Source organism: Coriobacteriia bacterium (genome assembly GCA_034370385.1).
GTDB lineage: Bacteria > Actinomycetota > Coriobacteriia > Anaerosomatales > PHET01 > JAXMKZ01.
Map to the genome: position 1 here is coordinate 1 of JAXMKZ010000045.1, position 18448 is coordinate 18448.

The 18448-nt window shown below is 66.0% G+C and carries 1 protein-coding gene; it reads left to right on the top strand.

Going from position 1 to position 18448, the window contains the following annotated elements:
• On the top strand, nt 1–18448 hold an 18448-nt coding region (locus tag U1E26_09770), incomplete at both ends, for a hypothetical protein (protein MDZ4169923.1).

Consider the following 18448-nt stretch of genomic DNA (forward strand, 5'->3'; position numbering starts at 1 on the left):
CGCGACCGCGCTGTGCGAAGGTGCGTTCGGCGCCACCAGCACCGCGGATGCCGCGCTGACCACCGTCGTCGTCAACAGCACCGCTATCGCGCGTATCGGCGGCCGCAGCAACATCGACGTCATCGGCGCGCTCACCGTCTCTGCCCTGAACGACGTGGACGCCACCGCGACGAGCGACGCCTCGGCAGCGACCTACGGCGGCTCGGTCGCAGTCGTGACACTGATCGAGAAGACGATAGCCTCGATCGAAGGCAGCGGCACCGTTGATGCCGACACTATCGTGATACTCGCGCAGTCGATCACGTCCGGCGTGTCCAGCTCGACCGCCAGCATGGGTGGGGCCGTCGGCAACGAGTCCTCGCCGACCGACACGACCGGGGGCCACGCGGACACGAGCACCGGATCCCTGACCGTGGGCGCGGCCATCGCCGTGACGGTGCTCAACGGCGAGACGCTCGCATACGTCTCGTCCGAAGGCGGAATGCTCACGCTGACGTCCACGGGGGCGCAGCGCATTCTGGCTTCCTCGCAGCGGACCTCGCGCGCGGATGCGGATGGCCGTCCTGCGGACTCCTCGTCGCAGGAGAACAGCGTCGGCGTCGCGATAGCGGTCAACGTCGCGAGCACCTCGACCCGATCGTTCGTCACCGGCCCGGTCACTCTCGATACTCCGTCGCTCTCCATCGAGGCGACCATGCCGGTCGCCGGCTCGTTCGGCGCAACGGCCATGTCCGGCCTCAGCGACTCGCGCGCTCCTCCTTCGGTCGCCGGAGCACTCGCAGTCAACGTCGCAGGCAGCGAGCTCAGTGCTTCGATTCTTGGTGACGTCACCGTCACCGGCGCCGCATCACTCGCGGCCAGCGGCGGATCCTCTTCTTCGGCAAGCGCACTCGGTTCGACCGAGAGCACCGCGAGCGGCGTCGGCGCCAGCTTCGCGCTCAACGTCTCAGGCACCAACGTGGCAGCCCAGATAGCAGATGGCGCCACACTCACCGGGGCCACCGGCCTCGCCCTCAACGCCCAGTACAACGCGACCGTAGACAGCGAGGCCACCGCCGGTGGCGAGCTTTCTTCTGGCAGTACCGGAGTCGCGGGTGCAGTCGCCACCACCATCTCCAGCAACGAGGTCGCGGCGCGCGTGGGCACCGGCTCCGCACTCACCGTCACCGGTGACTTCGACGCCACGGCGCGCCTCACCAGCAGTTCGAGCGCCAAGGCCGATGGCAAGACCGGCGGCAGCTCGGTCGCCGTGGGCGCGGCGCTCGCAATCAACATCACGACCGACGAGGTCGTCGCCACGACTGAGCGCAACCTGACCACAACCGGGTCCATGACCTTCCAGGCGCTGGGCGCTTCGGCCGGCTCGGCAGAAGCGATCGCGAGCGCCGCGGGTGCATCCGAGGAGACCACCGACACCTCCGGTACCGCCGGGGTTGACAGTCTCATCGCGGGCGAGCAGTCGCACGCGGCGTCGTCTTCGGCAGACACGACCGGCGCGGCCGGTGCGTCCGAGGACGCTTCCGGGACCTCGGTCCCCAGCGCGTCGAGTTCATCCGGTCCCATCTCCGTCGCAGCCGCTATCGCCGTCAACGTGACGACGTCGAGTGCGCGCGCGACGATTCCGGACGGCCTCACGATCGATGCCGGAGACACGCTGACGTTGCGCTCGAGCAACAACGCCGACGGCTCGGCCACGGCCGACGGTTCGGCGGCCAACACGCCTGAGGGCTCCGGCACGGTCGGGGCCGCGGTCGCGATCAACGTGTCGAGTGTGACCAACGAGGCACGCGTTGGGGTCGCGACGGTCACCGCCGGCGCCCTCGTCCTCGAGGCGCTCATGACGGACGTGAATGGCGACACTACCCACGCAGCGAGCGCTGAGTCGACATCCGGCGCCAGCGGCGGCAAGATCAGCGTTGCGGGCTCGGTCGCCATCAACATCGCGCCCGTAACCACGAGAGCGATTCAGGACACGGGTGCCCACGTCACCCTCACGTCCGCCAGTGGCGGCAGCCGGGACGTCACGTTCACGGCGGAGAGCACCACGTCCAACGACGTGACGGCTGCCGCGGGGCAGGACGGCGGCGGCAAGCTCGGCGTGGGCGCAAGCGTAGCGCTGAACATCGCCTCGAACGACGTCACCGCGGAGCTCGCCAACGGGGCGGCCCTCGACAATGCCAACGACTTCTCGCTCACGGCCACGTCCGAGGCGAATACCGAGACGTTCGCGAGCGCCGGCGCCGGCAGTACGAGCGCTGAGGGCGTCAGCGTGGGCGGCGCCATCGCTACCACCATCGCGAACAACAACGTGCGTGCGCGCATAGGCACCGACGCCGCCGGCGATCCGCTCGTGATATCCGGCTCGCTCGCTGCATCCGCCGAGCATCGCGGCAGCTCCAAGACGACCGCCGACGGCTCGGCCGATGGTGGCAAGGCTGCAGTCGGTGTCGCCCTCGCGATCAACATCGTGTCTGACGACGTCGCCGCGCTCACGGATCGCGACATCGAGGCGAGCGGTACGGTCTCGTTCAGCGCGCTGGACGCGCTGGCGGGCGAGGCGAACGCGCTAGCGAGCTCGGCCGGATCGGCAGAAGAGACCGCTTCCGGTGAGACCTCGCAGAGCGTTGACGGTACGGTCACCGCTGAGATCGACCACGCCAACTCGCAGGCTTCGGCTGGGGGCGCCCAAGGCACCACGGGTACCGCGCCGCCTTCGGCGAGCAGCTCCGACGGTAAGGTCTCGGTCGCGGCGGCTATCGCGGTCAACATCTCACTGTCGTCCGCGCGCGCCACGATTCCTGCGAACCGCCGAATCGTCGCGGGGGGGAACCTGAACCTCGCCGCAAGCAACAACACGGATTCACGCGCGAGCGCCGATGGCGCCGCCGCCAAGGGCACCGACGCGACAGTAGGTGCCGCGGTCGCAGTGAACTACGCGCGCATCACGAACGAGGCCGTCATCAGCCACGGTGCAACGGTGAACGCGGACGGCATCTCGCTGACCGCGATCATGGCTGATGTGGCTGGCGAGAGAGTTCACGCTTCAAGCGCTGAGGCGACGTCGGGCGCAAGTGGCGGCAAGGTCGGCGTCGCCGGCTCGCTGCCCATCAACATCATCGAGAACCACACACGCGCGGTCATCGAGTCCGGCGCCGTCGTCGCCTGTGGTTCCGGCGACATCATCCTGTCAGCCCAGAGCTTTGAGTCCAACATCGCGAGCGCGAGTGCGAACACCACCGCCAGCCCGAGCGGGAAGCTGGGCGTTGGTGCGTCAATCGCGCTCAACGTGATCACGCCGGCGGAGACACGCGCCGAAGTCGAAGATGGCGCCACGCTCACGGGTGGAAACAACATCGAGATCACGGCTGCCTCCGGTCGTCGCGTCTGGACCTCGACGATGGCGGGAGCCTCGGGCGGCAACGCAGTCGCGCCGTCGGTCGCTATCGCGATCGTTCTCGACAAGACCACGGCGCGGTTGGGCCGCTCGGCCACCGGGCTCACCGCTACCGGCAACGTCAAGGTCGCGTCGAGCCACGCATCGCAGATCGATACGGTCGCAGACGGCAATGCCAAAAGCGAAGGCATCGCAGTAGGCGCGGCGGTCGGCGTGAACGTCATCCTTCCGGAGACGAACGCCGAAGTCGCCCGCAACCTGCAGGGCGCCTCCGTGAGCGTCACCTCGACCTCCACGGTACTCAGCCGCATCTGGGTGCTGGCCAGCGCAAGTGGTAACAGCACCTCGACCACCAGCGGAACCTCGACGCGTGACGCCGACGCCGAGGCGGGCGCGCAGGTCAACAACAACCCGAATGTCGGCGGCAACTCGAACGTCCCGAGCAGCTCCACGAGTCTGCCGAACTCGAGCAGCCAGACCAACAACGCGAGCACCACCGGCGGACAGCAGTCCGGCAAGTCCTCGACGAGCATCGGCGTGGCCGCTGCGATCGGCGTCAACGTCGTGACGGTCGAGAACCGCGCGCGTATCGCTGACGGCCTGACCGTGACCGGCACGGCCGGTGACGTGAGCGTGGTCGCCGAAGCGCAGAACGACGCGAGCGCGCGCGCGATCGGTGTGCAGATCAAGTACAGCGGTGAAGAGGGCAAGGGCGGCGTCGGTGCCGCACTGGGGCTCAACGTGCTGACGGTCACGAACGAGGCGCACATCGGCACCACGTCCACCGTGAGCGCGAGCGATGACATCCGCGTGGCAGCAATCACTCCGGACGGCCAGCGTAACGACGCGGTGTCGTGGGGCTTCGCGGCCGCAGGCGGCAAGGAGCAGTTCGCCGTCGCCGGTTCGGTGGCGGTCAACGTCGTCACGTACACCACGAAGGCATGGGTCGGCCAGAACACGTCGTTGAACGCGAGCGACAGTGTCGAGGTCACCGCGTCAGCTCCTATGGGCGCACAGACGCTGGCGCTGGCCGGAGGCTTGGGCAAGAAAGCGGGGATCGGCGCCGCCGTCGCGGTGAACGTCTACACCATTTCGACCCAGGCCCATCTGGACTCGAAGCCGGGTGCCCCCGTGACGGTGCGCTCGGGTGGCGCACTGTTGATCGGCGCGCACTCTTCGCTTGCCCCGGTCGCCATCATCACGATCCCGGCGATGGACGAGACGGTCATCCCGATCCCGTTTGCGGGCAGCTTCGACAGCATCCCGATCCCGCTCATCAATCCGGACGACCTGCCGGATTCCGTGACGCTTCCGGGCATCTCGGAGACCGAGATCCTGCCGGTCACATCGCTCGCGATCTCCGGCTCGATCAGCCAGGGCAATGCGGCGGTATCCGGTTCGGCAGTAGTGGATGTCTTCGACTTCACGACTTCGGCGTGGGTGGGTCCTGCCGCTGACGTGCAAGCGGGCAGTGTGGTAATCGAGGCAGTCGACACCACTGATATCAACTCGGGTGCCGGCGGACTTGCGGTCTCCAAGGGACAGGCCGGTGTTGGTGCCGGCGTACTCGTGACCGTGATCGACAAGGACACTATCGCCGAGATCGGTGCGGGCTCGACATTCATCGTCACAGGCGACGTCACCGTCTCCGCTGTGTCGCGCGAGGAGTTCTTCCAGCTGGCCCTGTTCGGCGCAGGAGCCAACAACGTGGGCGTTGGCGCGTCCATCGTCGTGGTCGTGATGACCCCGACGACACGCGCATCCATCGAGGGCGCCAACACGACCGTGCACGCCGGCGGCAACATGACGATCTACGCCGAAGACACGGCGGACAAGATCGAGGCCTATGCCGCAGTCGCGGTGTACGGCGGTACCGCAGGTATCGGTCCTGCGCTCATCACCGTCGTCAGGACATCGGTCGTCGAGGCATACATAGGCTCAAGCAACGACATCGAGGCCAAGGGCGCCACGGGCCTGAAGGTTCACGCGGTGCAGTCGCTCGACCTGAACACGGTTTCCATGGGCATTGCGGCCGCGGGCACGGCCGCTGTGGCCGGCTCCGTGAACGTGAACGTGCTTACCAACACGACGAATGCGTACATCGGCAGCGGCACCGAGGTGAATCTCGACAACTCGGGCGCGGCGGCGACGCAGGGCGTGTGGGTGCTGGCCAGCGATACGACGACGTACCTGGGAGTCGCGGGCGCGCTCGCAGGCGCGAGCACCGCCGGTGTGGGCGCCGCTGTCGACGTCATCGTGCTGACGAAGGATACGACCGCCTGGATCGGCAGCGGATCGACCGTGAACGCTCTGGGCGACGTGCTGGTTGACGCGGTTTCGGCCGATGACATCACATCGGTCTCCGTGGGGGCCGCGATAGGTGGAACCGCCGCGGTCATCATCAACGCGGGCGTCTCCGTGATCATGCCGACCACGCGCTCCTACGTAGCGAGCGGGACTACTGCGATCGATGCGGGCAACGTGCGTGTCTCTGCGTCATCGCGGACGGACCTGGGCGCTGGGGCTGGCAACCTCGCGGGCGGAGGCACGGCGGGCATCGGTACCGCAGCTGTGGTGCCGATAGTCATCAAGGTCACCGAGGCGTACGTGGGCCGGGGCGCCACGATCACGGTCAACGGGACCGCGACGGGCATGACGGCGCACAACGGTACATTCGACAGCGTGGCTTCTGCATCGAGCGTTCCGACGGCTACCGCCATCGACCTCGAGGGGACCAGCACGAACACCCGCTCCCAAGCGGACTTCGCTACGACCGAGCACGTGCCGTCGGTCTCGACGTTCCACGGGCTTGCGGTCACGGCAACCAACATCGACGACTTCGTCATAGCAGGAACGAGCATCGGATTCGCCGGGACCGTCGCGGCCAACGTCGGCGGCGCGGTCAACGTGCTCAATGTGACTACTAAGGCGTTCATCGACAGCGGAGCGACCGTCACCGCTTTGGACGACCAGTCCGTTCTCGTGGCCGCGGGAGACGACTTCCGCGAGCTCATCATCGTCGCCACCGCCGGCTTCAGCGGCACGGTTTCGGTCGCCCCTGGCGTGACGGTGGTCGTCGCCCAACACCACACTGAGGCCTACATCGCCGACGGCGCCACGGTCACTGCCGACGAGGACGTGTTCGTCATCGCGAATGCCGCCGAAGACGTGCTCGCGGTCGCTGCCGGTGTCGCCGGCAGCGGGATGGTGGGCGTGGGTGGCTCGGTCGCGGTGCTCGTGTTCGACAACGAGACGTGGGCGCACATCGGTGAGTCCACCGGCGCCACGGTCACGGCGGGCAACAGCGTGCTAGTGCGCGCCACGGACATCACGCGGGCCCAGTCGGTTGCCGGTGGCGTGGGCATCGGTCTGGGCGGCGCAGGAGTTGGCGTCTCCGTCGGCGTGATCACCATCGACAAGGACACCCGGGCCTACATCGGCGCGCACAGCAGCGTCACGGGCCTGGGCGATGGTCTTGGAGACCTGACGGTTTACAGCGGTAACTTCGCCGGCGCGGGCTTCGCGACGCAGTCCGGCTTCCGGGGCGTTGCGGTTCAGGCGGCCTCGGAGGAGGACGTACTCAACGTCGCAGCGGCTGTCGGCGGCGGCCTGTATGCCGGCGTCGCGGGCGGCATCTCGGTCGAGGTCATCACGTCGGACACAACGGCATACATCGGTAATTCGGCGATGATCAACACGGCCGCTGGCACGACCGGTTCGGGACAGTCTGTCAACGTCTCGGCCGTCAACAAGGCACACGTACTGGGAGTGGGCGGCGGAGCCGGTGTCGGTATCGCCGGTGTCGGCGGCGCGATCGATGTCGGCGTGATTCGCAACGATACGAGCGCGTATCTGGGCGCCGGTTCAGAGACGCGCGCCCGCTCGAATGTGGACGTGAACGCACTGTCCATGAAGCAGGTCGAGACGGTCGTCATCAGCGTGGCTGCAGGCATCGTGGGCGTGCCGATCTCGGTATCGGTGTGGACCGTAGGGACGACCGCGACTACGACATACTCGGACGGATCGAGCTCGTCGAACGCGCTCAGCGGGGACGGCTGGGACGCTCAGTCGCAGGCGAACGGGATGACCTCGGGCAAGGGCGACAGCGGCTACTCGAGTCTCTTGACGAGCATGACGCCTTCGGCCGACTCGACGGTCAGCGCGAACCGTTTGAACGACAATACTGCAGGTGCGAAGAGCGAACTCGAGTCCGGCCAGAGCGACACGCGCGTGAGCGGCGCCGTGGGCGACACGGTCGTTCCACTGGGCACGGTATCCGGCATCCGTAGCGGTGCGACCGTGTACGCCGGCGGGAACGTGAACGTGCGTGCTGACGAGTCGCTGACCTTCGAGGGCTCTGGTGGCACGATCTCCGGCGGCGCGGTCGCCGGCGGGCCCACGATCATCATCGCGAATCTCACGAGTGTCACGGATGCCTCGATCGGCGCCAACGCGAGCATCACGGCTGGCGGCGATGTGACGGTGTACGCAGGCGCCGACGAGCATTCGACCATGACCGCGGCGGCAGGGTCCGGCGGCGGAGTCGCATTCGGCGCTCAGGTAGCGGTCATCACTTCAGAGGCACGGCAGCACGCGCACATCGATAACGGTGCGCGCATCATCGCTGCCGACGATGTCACCGTGCGTGCCGAAGCAGACCGCCTCGTGCGCACGAACTCGGCCGGCGTCGACATCGGTGGGGTCGCCGCAGGCGTGTCGGTCGCGGTTTCGAACGCAACCGGCAGCACGAAGGCGACGATCGGGTCGGCTCAGATCGGGCAAAGCACGTCTGGCCGAGTGGGCTCGCTCACCGTGGTCGCTGACTCGGACACGACCGCGAGTGCGCTCACGATAGGCGTCCGCGCCGGCATGGGCCTCGCAGCGAACGGAGCCGTCGCGACAGCGATCGCGAGCCCCGGCGTCTACGCGCAGGTCGGCCCGAGCGCCAACATCACGGTCACGCGCAACGTCACCGTCGAGAGCATCTCGCGCACCACGGCCGAATCGACCGCGTACGGCGCGGCGGTGTCTGGTGTGGCCATCAACGGAGCGGTCGCTACCGCGCACGCCAAGCCTACCGTCACGGCGTCCGTTGAGGTCGCGAACCTCAAGGCCGGCGGCAGTGTCATGGTTCGAGCGCGGCACAACTACGATGCGGGCGGCCGCATCGCGGACACCGGTGCCATCGCGACGGCAAGAGCGGGGACCGGCGGAGTGGTCGCCGCGACGGGCGCGTGGGCGTGGGCGGACTCTTCCGCAGTCGTCGAATCGTACCTGCGCGGCACCACGCTCGTGAATGTGGGCGATGCGTTGCTGGTCTCGTCAGAGTCTGCGGCTGCTTCGGACGCCGAGGTTGAGGGGCTGTCCGTGGGCCTCATCGGTGTGGGTGCCAGTGTGGCCACGGCGCTGTCGAACGGCTCGAACTCCGCGTATCTGGGTGGTCCGGACATCCGGGCTGCGCAGGTCGGTGTTTCCGCGATCAGCGCGGACAAGGCTGACGCGTTCACCGTGGCGGGCGCGGGCGGCTTGTACGCTGGCAGTGCGTCGGTGCCGGTGGCCGAAGTGAAGTCCTCGACGCGTGCCTACATCGAGCCGAACGCGAACATCAGGGCGCTCAACGTCATCCCGATTGAGGAGTTCAGCGGATCCGGCACAGGTCCGTCGCTCCCCTCATCGGGTGTCGAAGGTGCTGTATTCAAGGTCGTGACGGCTTCTCTGTATCGGTCCGTGAACACGACCGACGGCATCATCTGGGCTGCCCAGGCATCGGTACCGGTTGCGGCGCTGCCGTCGGTTACCGACACGCTCACGGTTCCTGACATAACAGACCTGGGCAAGACGGTCTTCTACGTCGATTCCTCTGACAGCACACGGAATGGTTACTACAGCGTCGTCTTGGCGATGGACCTGACCAATCCGAGCAATCCCGGCTACTACCCGATGTGGGACAAGGCCGCTGAAGCGGACTCGATCATCCATCTCACCGCACAGGACGGCACGCGCACCGTAGGCTTCTACGAGTACGACGGCTGGTGGCAGCGGCTGAGCGTAGATGACTACACGACGCCCCCTGCGGTTCCCGCGGTTGTCGATCAGTACTATCGCCTGCTCGCCGCACCTGAGATCTACCGCTGGACGGATGACGAGTGGGTACGCATCCCGTCGACGAACGTGGCGAGCATCAGCCGCGAGGCTACGAGTGGCTCGTTGGTCTACCTGACCACGGGCGACGGAGTCCGAGGTCCGGGGGATTACTGGATCGAGCGAGGGACCGTCACCGTCACCGCAATCACGGCGCCCGAGGCCAAGGCCGAGGCGTGGGGCGTCAACGCGGGCAAGTTCGCAATCGGCGCATCGGTCGCCGTTGCGACGGTCAGCCCGACGGCCGAGGCGTACTTCGGCAGCGGATCGAACATCAAGGGCTCGGCACTCACGGTGCAGGCCGTGCAGCGCGTGTCGGACGCGGTGCCGTCGGCGAAAGCTCTCGCGTATGGTGCCGTTGGTGCGCTGATCGGCGTGAACGGCAGCGCATCGACCGCGCTCAACGGCAGCACGGTCAACGCCCACGTGGACGATTCCGCGGTGCTCGTCGCGGACGGGCTGGTCATGGTCGCTGCCCGCAACGACAGCTGGCAGTACGCGGAAGCGAACAACGTGGCGATCGGCGGAATCGCAGCTGGAGCCGCCATCGCGATCGCGCAGTCGGATTCGCATACCACCGCGCATCTTGGTCGCGCGACGGTGACGGCATCCGGCCTCCGCATCACGGCGATGGGTACGGATCACAACAGCGCCAACACCTTCGCCGGCTCGGGTGCCGTTCTCGCGAGCGTAGCCGGCGCGGCTCCGTCGACGGACAACAAGAGCACGACCACCGCGCGGCTGGGCAACAACGCTACGGTGACACTGCTGACCGACGACGGCGCGCTGCTGGTTTCTGCCGATCACCGGGCGCTGTTCAACGCCATCGTCAGCTCCAATGCGCTGGGTGCTCTTTCCGGCAGCGGTGCCGTGGTCATCAACAACGTGAACTCGACCGTGGGTGCTTCGGTGGGAACGTCCGCGACTGTGCTCGCGAAGCGCATCGAGGTCAGCGCGATCAACCGAGTGGATAAGCCCCGGCTCGCCAGCGACGCCCCGCACGTGCAGGGCCGGGCCGCTGGCGGAGCGACCGCGGCCGGCGCTATCAGCATCACCACCGTCGATCTGATGACAGTGGTCACTGTCGAGACCAGTGCAACGCTCCAGACGGTGGGCGTTGCGTCGAACGACCCGACTCTGATTCTTGAAGCACGCAACATCACCAACGTGCACGACAAGGTTCGGATGCTCACGGCCGGTGCGCTCGCAGGCACCGCGGCCAACAGCACGGTGATCGTGCGACCCGTGGCGCGCGTGTACGTACAGGACAAGGCAACGCTGCTCAGCAGCGGCTCTCTCGTGATGACCGCTTGGGGCGAAGGTTCGCTGAGCGCCCGAGTGAGCGCCGAGACGTACTCCGGTGGCAGCATCCTTCTGGGCGTTGCGACTGTTCGTGCGACGCCGAATAACCTCGTTGACATCGGCGCGGCACATGTCCGTGCGATGGGTGACCTGAACCTGGGCGCCGGGCGCCGGGGGGCGGACATGACCGGCGTGGGCGGAAGCCCGTACACCCTGGAATCGCGCTGGGACGGTGTCGCGGCTTCGATCATCCCGCTTGACAAGCTCGACGCGCGCTCGTTCTTCGTGGCGGAGAACCGGGTCAGGGTCCGCAGTGGTGCGCTGCTCGAGACGGCTCGCCAGGCGAATCTTGCGGCCGAGCAGGACGGCGGCTATACGACCGCGCAGGCCAAGTCGGTATCGTGGGCGAGCGCTGCGGGCGACGCGATTAACGACCTCTTGGGCGGTTCGGGTTCGGAGCAGTTCGCAGGACACGCCCGCTCTGAGGCGCACGGCTACGTCGAGGTCAACGGTACGGTCAGAACCGGCCTCACTCGCCATCAGATCGTGACGATCTCGAACTACGACTACACGGACGACACCGTTACGGTGGTTGCGCCGTTCGGCGTCTCGTACACGTTCGGCTACAAGTCAGTGAAGAGCAACCTGGTCGAGGCGCTCACGGCCGCGCAGACGAACCTGGCAAAGTACGGCCTCGACGCGGTGGCGAAGAAGTTCTACGAGGACGAGATCGTTCGCCTCAAAGCGGAGCTTGCGGCAGCGGGATTCGGCGAGACGGTCTTCAACACGGCCACGGGCAAGTGGGAGACTGCGTACGTGAGCAAGGTCGTCCCGGTCATCACGTTCGAGCCCATCTGGGCAGAGGCCGGCTTCATCTGGGTGCGCGCGGACCAGCTTCAGGGCGGCGGCGCGTTCGACTCTCCCGGCGACGCGGAGATCAGGATCGTCAACAACACGCCGTTGTTCGTGGAGTTGAAGGGCGCCACCATCCCGAACCGCAACGGCGGACTCTACTTCAATGGTCTGCTCGTGACTTCGCGCGACATGGTCGACACACTGAACGCGATTGAGGCTGAGCGTGACAACAGCAAGAGGGAGCCGGATATCGGGTCGTGGAACGCCATCGACCCGGACGTATACAGCGCACCGGTGACCTTCGCAGAGCCCATGCCGAATCCGGCAGCCGGTGTCGACCCGTCGATCTACATCGAGAACACGATCGCAGACCTTTCATCGCTACCGGCGACTCGGCAGGTGTGGCCCAACATCGAGGTCTTGGGCGAGAACGACGGGGGTCAGGGCATTTTCAACGATGGCGGCACGCTGACGCTCAAGGTCAACCCCGCCGGGCAGGGCAGCATCTTCATCAAGAACACCGTACGCGCGAAGAACCTCTCGATCATCGCCGGCGGAGACGTCTACATCGATAGCGGGAGCCCGTTTGCATCCGGAGGCGAGCCAGCTGCTGTCTTCGGCAAAGCGACGTACGGTGCGTACTACACCGGATGGCCGACTCTCTACGGCGAAGGCGTCAAGTCCGCTGAGGTCTGGGGAGTCACAGGGACCAAGGACATCTACTTCTGGGGCATCTACATCGGCACCGTCAACGTGTGGGGCGTAACCGGGTACAACGCGGAGTACACGAAGGCTCTGACGACGCCAACCGAGTATCCCCTCGGGGTGTACGGCGACCGCATCCACATCAGTGCCGAGCACGTGAACGTCAACGGCACGATCCAGAGCGGCCGGGAGCAGTACACGCTCACCATCAACGCGGCAACCCTGGCTGAGGCGCGGACGCGGGCGGCAAGTGCCACCTCGAACCGGGTGTACCTCGAGACCACCAGCAATCTGCCGGTGAACCGCGGCTTCCGTCTCTACTACAACATCGCCGACCAGCGCTTCGAGGTCGATGAGCTGGCAACGAGCGGAGGCTACGTCGAGATCTTCGGCAAGGTGCTCAACACGAACGCGGGTCGCATTCGCGTGCTGGGCGGCTACTCGACGATCATGGTCAGCAACGAGACCACCTGCGACGTACAGCTCAACCGGCTTGACGCTTCGCGGCGTGGAGCGGGCAAGCTCTTCATCTACGATGAGGAGGGCGGCTCACCGACCGGAGTTGACCATGCGGTTCCCACGCCGGGCTCTCCGTATGTGACTGTCTACGAGTGGACCGCAGACGGCGTGAAGGTGACCACGAGCAACGGACAGCTCGCGAGCAACGTGAGCGCCACGGCATCATCGCTCGCGACACGTGTCGTGTCGTGGGACTTGGTCGCCGGAGCGTCGGGCTACTTCATCGAGCGTGCGGACTCCGCAGGTGGTACCTACGCGGTCGTCCGTGAGGTCGCCACCGACGACGCCGACATTGCCGGCGGCAGGATCTCAGCGTCAGATCCCACGGCGCTGCAGGGTGTCACCTACTACTACCGCGTGTCGCTCTACACCACCGGCACCGCGGGCGCCACGTCGGACTATCAGCCGCGTCTTGGTTGGCGCTACGGCTGGACGACGATGGTCACCCAGAACCTGAAGATGGGCAGCTACAAGCAGAGCGGTTCGTGGTTGGGCTTCATCCCCGACGTGACGGTGGACCAATCCATCTCGTGGGACTGGGTCGTCCCGACCGGTGTACCGGTGTGGGAAGGCTCGGGCCCCTACTACTACTTCGACGAGACCAACGCCGTACCGGCGTACACCTATAAGTACAGCGTCGTGAACGTCGGCGCGGTCAAGATCACCCGGCAAGAGACCGGTGACTACTGGGAGTGGACGTGGTGGAAGATCTTCCCCACCCACATCTTCTGGCGTTACGTCGAGGCCACCCAGGGACAGAAGCAGCTGCACACGCACACGCTCGAGGCAGACAGGCCCATCAGCATCCAGATGTTCGGTCACGCGGAAGGCTCCGTCACGGTCAACTCGCCGAACAGCAACGTCATCATTGCGGGTCCGGTCCTCAGCAAGGGCATCACGTCGATCACGGCCGGCGGCTCAATCACCGGCGTCACGAGAGACGCCGAGGTAGCGGGCAGGCGCATCATCCTGATCGCCGGCACCGGCATCGGTACGGACAGCACCCCGCTCTTCGTCAACACGATGGACCCGGAGGAGAGCTCACAGTCGAGTCTCGATGCGTCGACAGTCGCGGGTAACATCAACATCGCCGAGGTAAGCGGTCGGCTCTCCATCGATGAAGTGCGCGCCGCAGGCGGCGGCAAGGTACAGCTCGCATCCCCTGGCAGCATCGTGGCCGGTGGCAACCCGACGGACGTTGGCCGCGTCGCGGGCGGCAGCATCGTGCTCAACGCCGGCGGGGGCATCGGCACTTCGGCGGACAGGCCGCTGATCCTCGACTCGATGATTCTGGGTCCGAGCGCCAGCTACACCACCACCCCGAGCGTTTCGGCCAGCGCCACCGGCGACGTATACCTGCACGAGGAGAGCGGCGACCTGTGGCTGAACTCGCTCAGCACCTCCGGTAAGGCGTGGGTGAAGGTCTCCTCCGGGAGCCTCTACGATGCGAACTCCGCGCAGCGGCGTGACGACCGCACCTACGAGCAGCTGCGCGATGGGGTCTGGAAGGACCTGATGCTGGTTGGCGCCAACGCGACAGCCAAGATCAACGAGACCATCGACGCCCTTGCCCGGCAGCGGGAAGCCGAGTACCAGCAGTACTGGGCATGGCGGAATCGGCAGGACGTTCCCTCCGTCTACGACCCGAACTTCGTGGTGCCGTTGACCGCCGAAGAAGAGTCCTCGCTGCGCACGTTCTACACGTCCCAAGGCATGACGGTCGATCAGGTGAACTCCGCGATCGCCACGCACGTGCTCTCACTGACCACGAAGTATCGTGAGCTGCACAGCCAGTTCGACGCGTACTTCCGAAGCCTGTCGACGTCCGTGACGGTTCCCGGCGTCCCCAATGCCTATTCCAGCGATACCGAGTACCGACAGTATTGGGACTGGCGTGAGCGCCAAGCCGACTCTTCGGTCTACGACGGTTCGTTCGTCGTGACGATGACCGCGGATGAAACCTCCTCGTACATCCGGGTCTTCCAGGCCGAGGGCATGACGTCGGCAGAGGTCACCGCTGCATTGACCGCACTCGAGGCGACGTGGACCGCCGAATACCACGTGCTACACGGTGCGTTCGAGGACTACTTCGCGCTGCGCGGTGCAGCAGTGCCGGCCAGCCGTGCCGCGACGGGCACTCCGTTCTTCGTCTACCAGCCCTCCGACTTCGAGAAGCAGACGATCACGGGCGGTACTAAGGTTTGGGAGGAGGACGAGCTCCTCAACCTGATTGGCGCGGGCATCCTCAAGCCTGTGACTGACACTCAGGTCTACGACGAGGATCCCAACATCCAGGCGGCCGAGATCACGTTGCTGGTGGCCGGCTCGGTGGGTCGCAGCTCCGGAGAGACGACCATCGCAGTCGGGCCGGGCGTCACGTTCACGGACGACGAGAAGGTCGCACTCGGGGCGGCGGAGCGCACCGACATCACCTTCCTTGCGGATGCGGCCGTGAACTCGGTCGTTACGTTCAACACCGTTCAGACCTCGCCGGGCGTCTACCTGAACACCATCACGCGGGTCAGCGGAAGCGTCTTCACCAGCCTGACCGCGGGGATGACGATCGTCGTGAGGGGCAACACCGGCAACGCGACTGAGGATGACGAGTACTACACCATCGCGAGCGCCACAAGCACGATCCTCACGCTGCTTTCTACCGACAGGCTCGCCTACGAGGACGGCCGCAACGTCTCGATCATCCCGATCGTGCGGGATCCCTCCTTCTCGCAGACGACCACCCTGAGCGCGGAAGTCGTGTTCGGCGATAACGGCTACACCATCGTGCGAACCGGTGGTTCCAGCTGGAACGGGATCATCACCGACGGCAGCATCATCAAGATCACCGGCTCCACGGAGAACGCGACCGGCCCGGGGGAGACCTATCGGGTCGTCTCTTCGACCGCTACCACCCTGACACTCACGGGTGCGGAGTTCCTCACTGCCGGCGGGCCGGTGACGGTCGAGATCGCGGTGGGCGTCAGGCCCACGGTGCGCTACATCCTCGTAGAGAACCTGGACGACTTCAACGTGTCGTCAGAGGGGACCATCACGGTCTCCGGAGTTACCACGAGCAGTGCCCCGCCCAGCTTCGTCCTGCTGGGCTCCGAGCAGACCATGCTCATTGACACGATTATCGCGACCGGTGATGTGCGTCTGAAGAGCGGCCAGTCAATCGAGAGCGTCGGCACCACCGGCGCTGTCAATGTCATTGCCGAGTCCGTTACGCTCGAGGCGGCGCTCGGCTCGATCGGGACGTCGCAGACGCCGTTCTACATCGACCTGAGTACGGGTCTGCTTACGGCGCGTGCGAACGTCAATGTCTACGTATACGAGCGCAACGCCACCGGTACGGCCGGCGACCTGCGTCTCGAGAGCGTCTACGCACGCTCCGGAACCGCGCACCTCGAGTCGGACGGCTCGATTCTCGATGGCATGCTCAACGACTTCACCAAGATCGCAGCGAACCGCATCGAGCTCGTCGCAGACGGCGGCATTGGAACCAGCGGTCCCGGCTACCTCGACATCGACGTGCCGGAGTACGGCGGCATCCTCTTCGCCGAAGCCGTTGACGACATCTGGCTGTCCGAGGTGCTGGGCAGCATGAACATCGGCCGAGTGCGGTCGCAGACCGGCGGAGTCTCGCTCGTAGCGCACCTGTCGATACTCGACGCCAACGACCCGCTCGACCCGTCCGCGAAGGTGCTCGGCAACGACACGACGCTCACGGCGCGCCTCGGAGGCATCGGTCTTCTGGGTAATGACCTCGAGGTCGACACGGCCTACGCCCACAACGGCGTCGCTCCCGCTGCACCGGGCATGTTGACCTCGTCGAGCAACCTCGGCAACACCTACATCACCGAGACGTTCGGCGACCTGATCATCTACACCGTCACCACCACGGGCGATCCGGCGCTGGGTGGCAGCATCGCCTTCATCACGAACCCGGCCGGTCGCATCCTCAACGGACGCACGCCCGGCTTGCCGAACATCCTCTCCGGTAGGACATGGCTGTTCGCCGCGGGTGACATCGGTGAGCCCACGAAGGCCATCAAGAGCGAAGTCGGCTACGTGGAAGGGCGTTCGGCGGGCGGAAGCATCTACCTGCAGAACTCCGGCGCTCTGACCATAGGTGGCGTCACCGGCTCCTACATGGGGCAGAGCGGATCCGGGCTGCAGGCCGGCGGCTCTATCGTGGTGGGCTCGGGGAGCCCGATCACGGTCGACGAGAGCATCACTGCGGGTGGCCAGATTCTCATCATCAGTGCGGATGACTCCGTGGACGACAGCATCACCGTTGTCTCCGGTGTCAGCCTCGTGACCACTCCGACGGCGCACGCGCCATTGAGCAACCTCACTCCGGGCATCCGTTACTACGTTCAGGTGGTAGGCGGCCAGGTTCGCCTGCTTGACGCGCCGGGCGGCAGTGTCATCGATCTGCTCGCGCCCACCGATCCCGCGACCAGGCACTACCTCAACAAGCCGGGGGCAGTTCCCCTGAGCGTTTCGTTCACGAGCGCTGACGTCGATGCGACGGGCAACCTCATCACGCTTGCCGGATTCGCAGACGGCGACATGGTCACGTACTCGACCGACGGAATGATCGGGCTGCTCTCCGGAGACAGCATCGGTATCCAGCCGGCCGTGAACCTGAACGCGACGACCGCGATCTACCTGGTTGCCGACTTCAACAAGCTCGACGGTGGGACCGCCTCGATTGCGGCGTCTGATTCCGTGCTGACTGCGGGCACGTTCGTGCTGATGGATGCGACTGGCGCGATCGCCATGGGGCCGGGCATGCAGGTGACTGCAGCGACCGGATACCTCGCTCTGGACGCAGGAGCAGACATCTTGGTCGGGCCCGACACGACGATGACCGCGGGCGCGGATATCCTGTTCAACGCCGCAGGTCCCCTGTTCATCGGTCGGGATTCAACGGTCGACGCGGGCCAGTTCATTGAGATGTACGGCTCGTCGATCGTCGCAACGGAATCGATCCTGACAGCCGGGACGTACGTCAACGGGATATCCACGGGACCGATCACCATCGGTTCAGACACGGATGTAACCGCTGAGACGGGCGGGATTTCGCTGGATGCCGCCGGTCCACTCGTGGTGGGCACTAACTCCACGCTGACCGCGATGCAGGCCGTCGTGCTCTCTGGGGCGTCGATTGTGGTGACGGACTCCGTGGTGAGCGCTGGCACCCTCTTCGACGGTAGAGCCTCCGGTGACGTGACTATCAGTACGGACACCACGATCACGGCACTGAGCGGCGATCTGGCGCTTCGTGCTGGCGACAACCTGACTGTGGTGCCCTCGGCCGTCCTGAAGTCGAGCTCGCGCATCATCCTGATGGGTGACACGCCCGATGCTGACCCGGGCACCGGCAGTACGATGTTGCTCGAGGGCACCTACGACGCACCGTTCCTCGACATCTTCGGCGGCCCGGACGGCGACACCATCACGTTGCGGCCGGTGGCCATCACCGGTGAGACGCGCATCGCTGGCGGCGGCGGCTCCGACCGCATCATG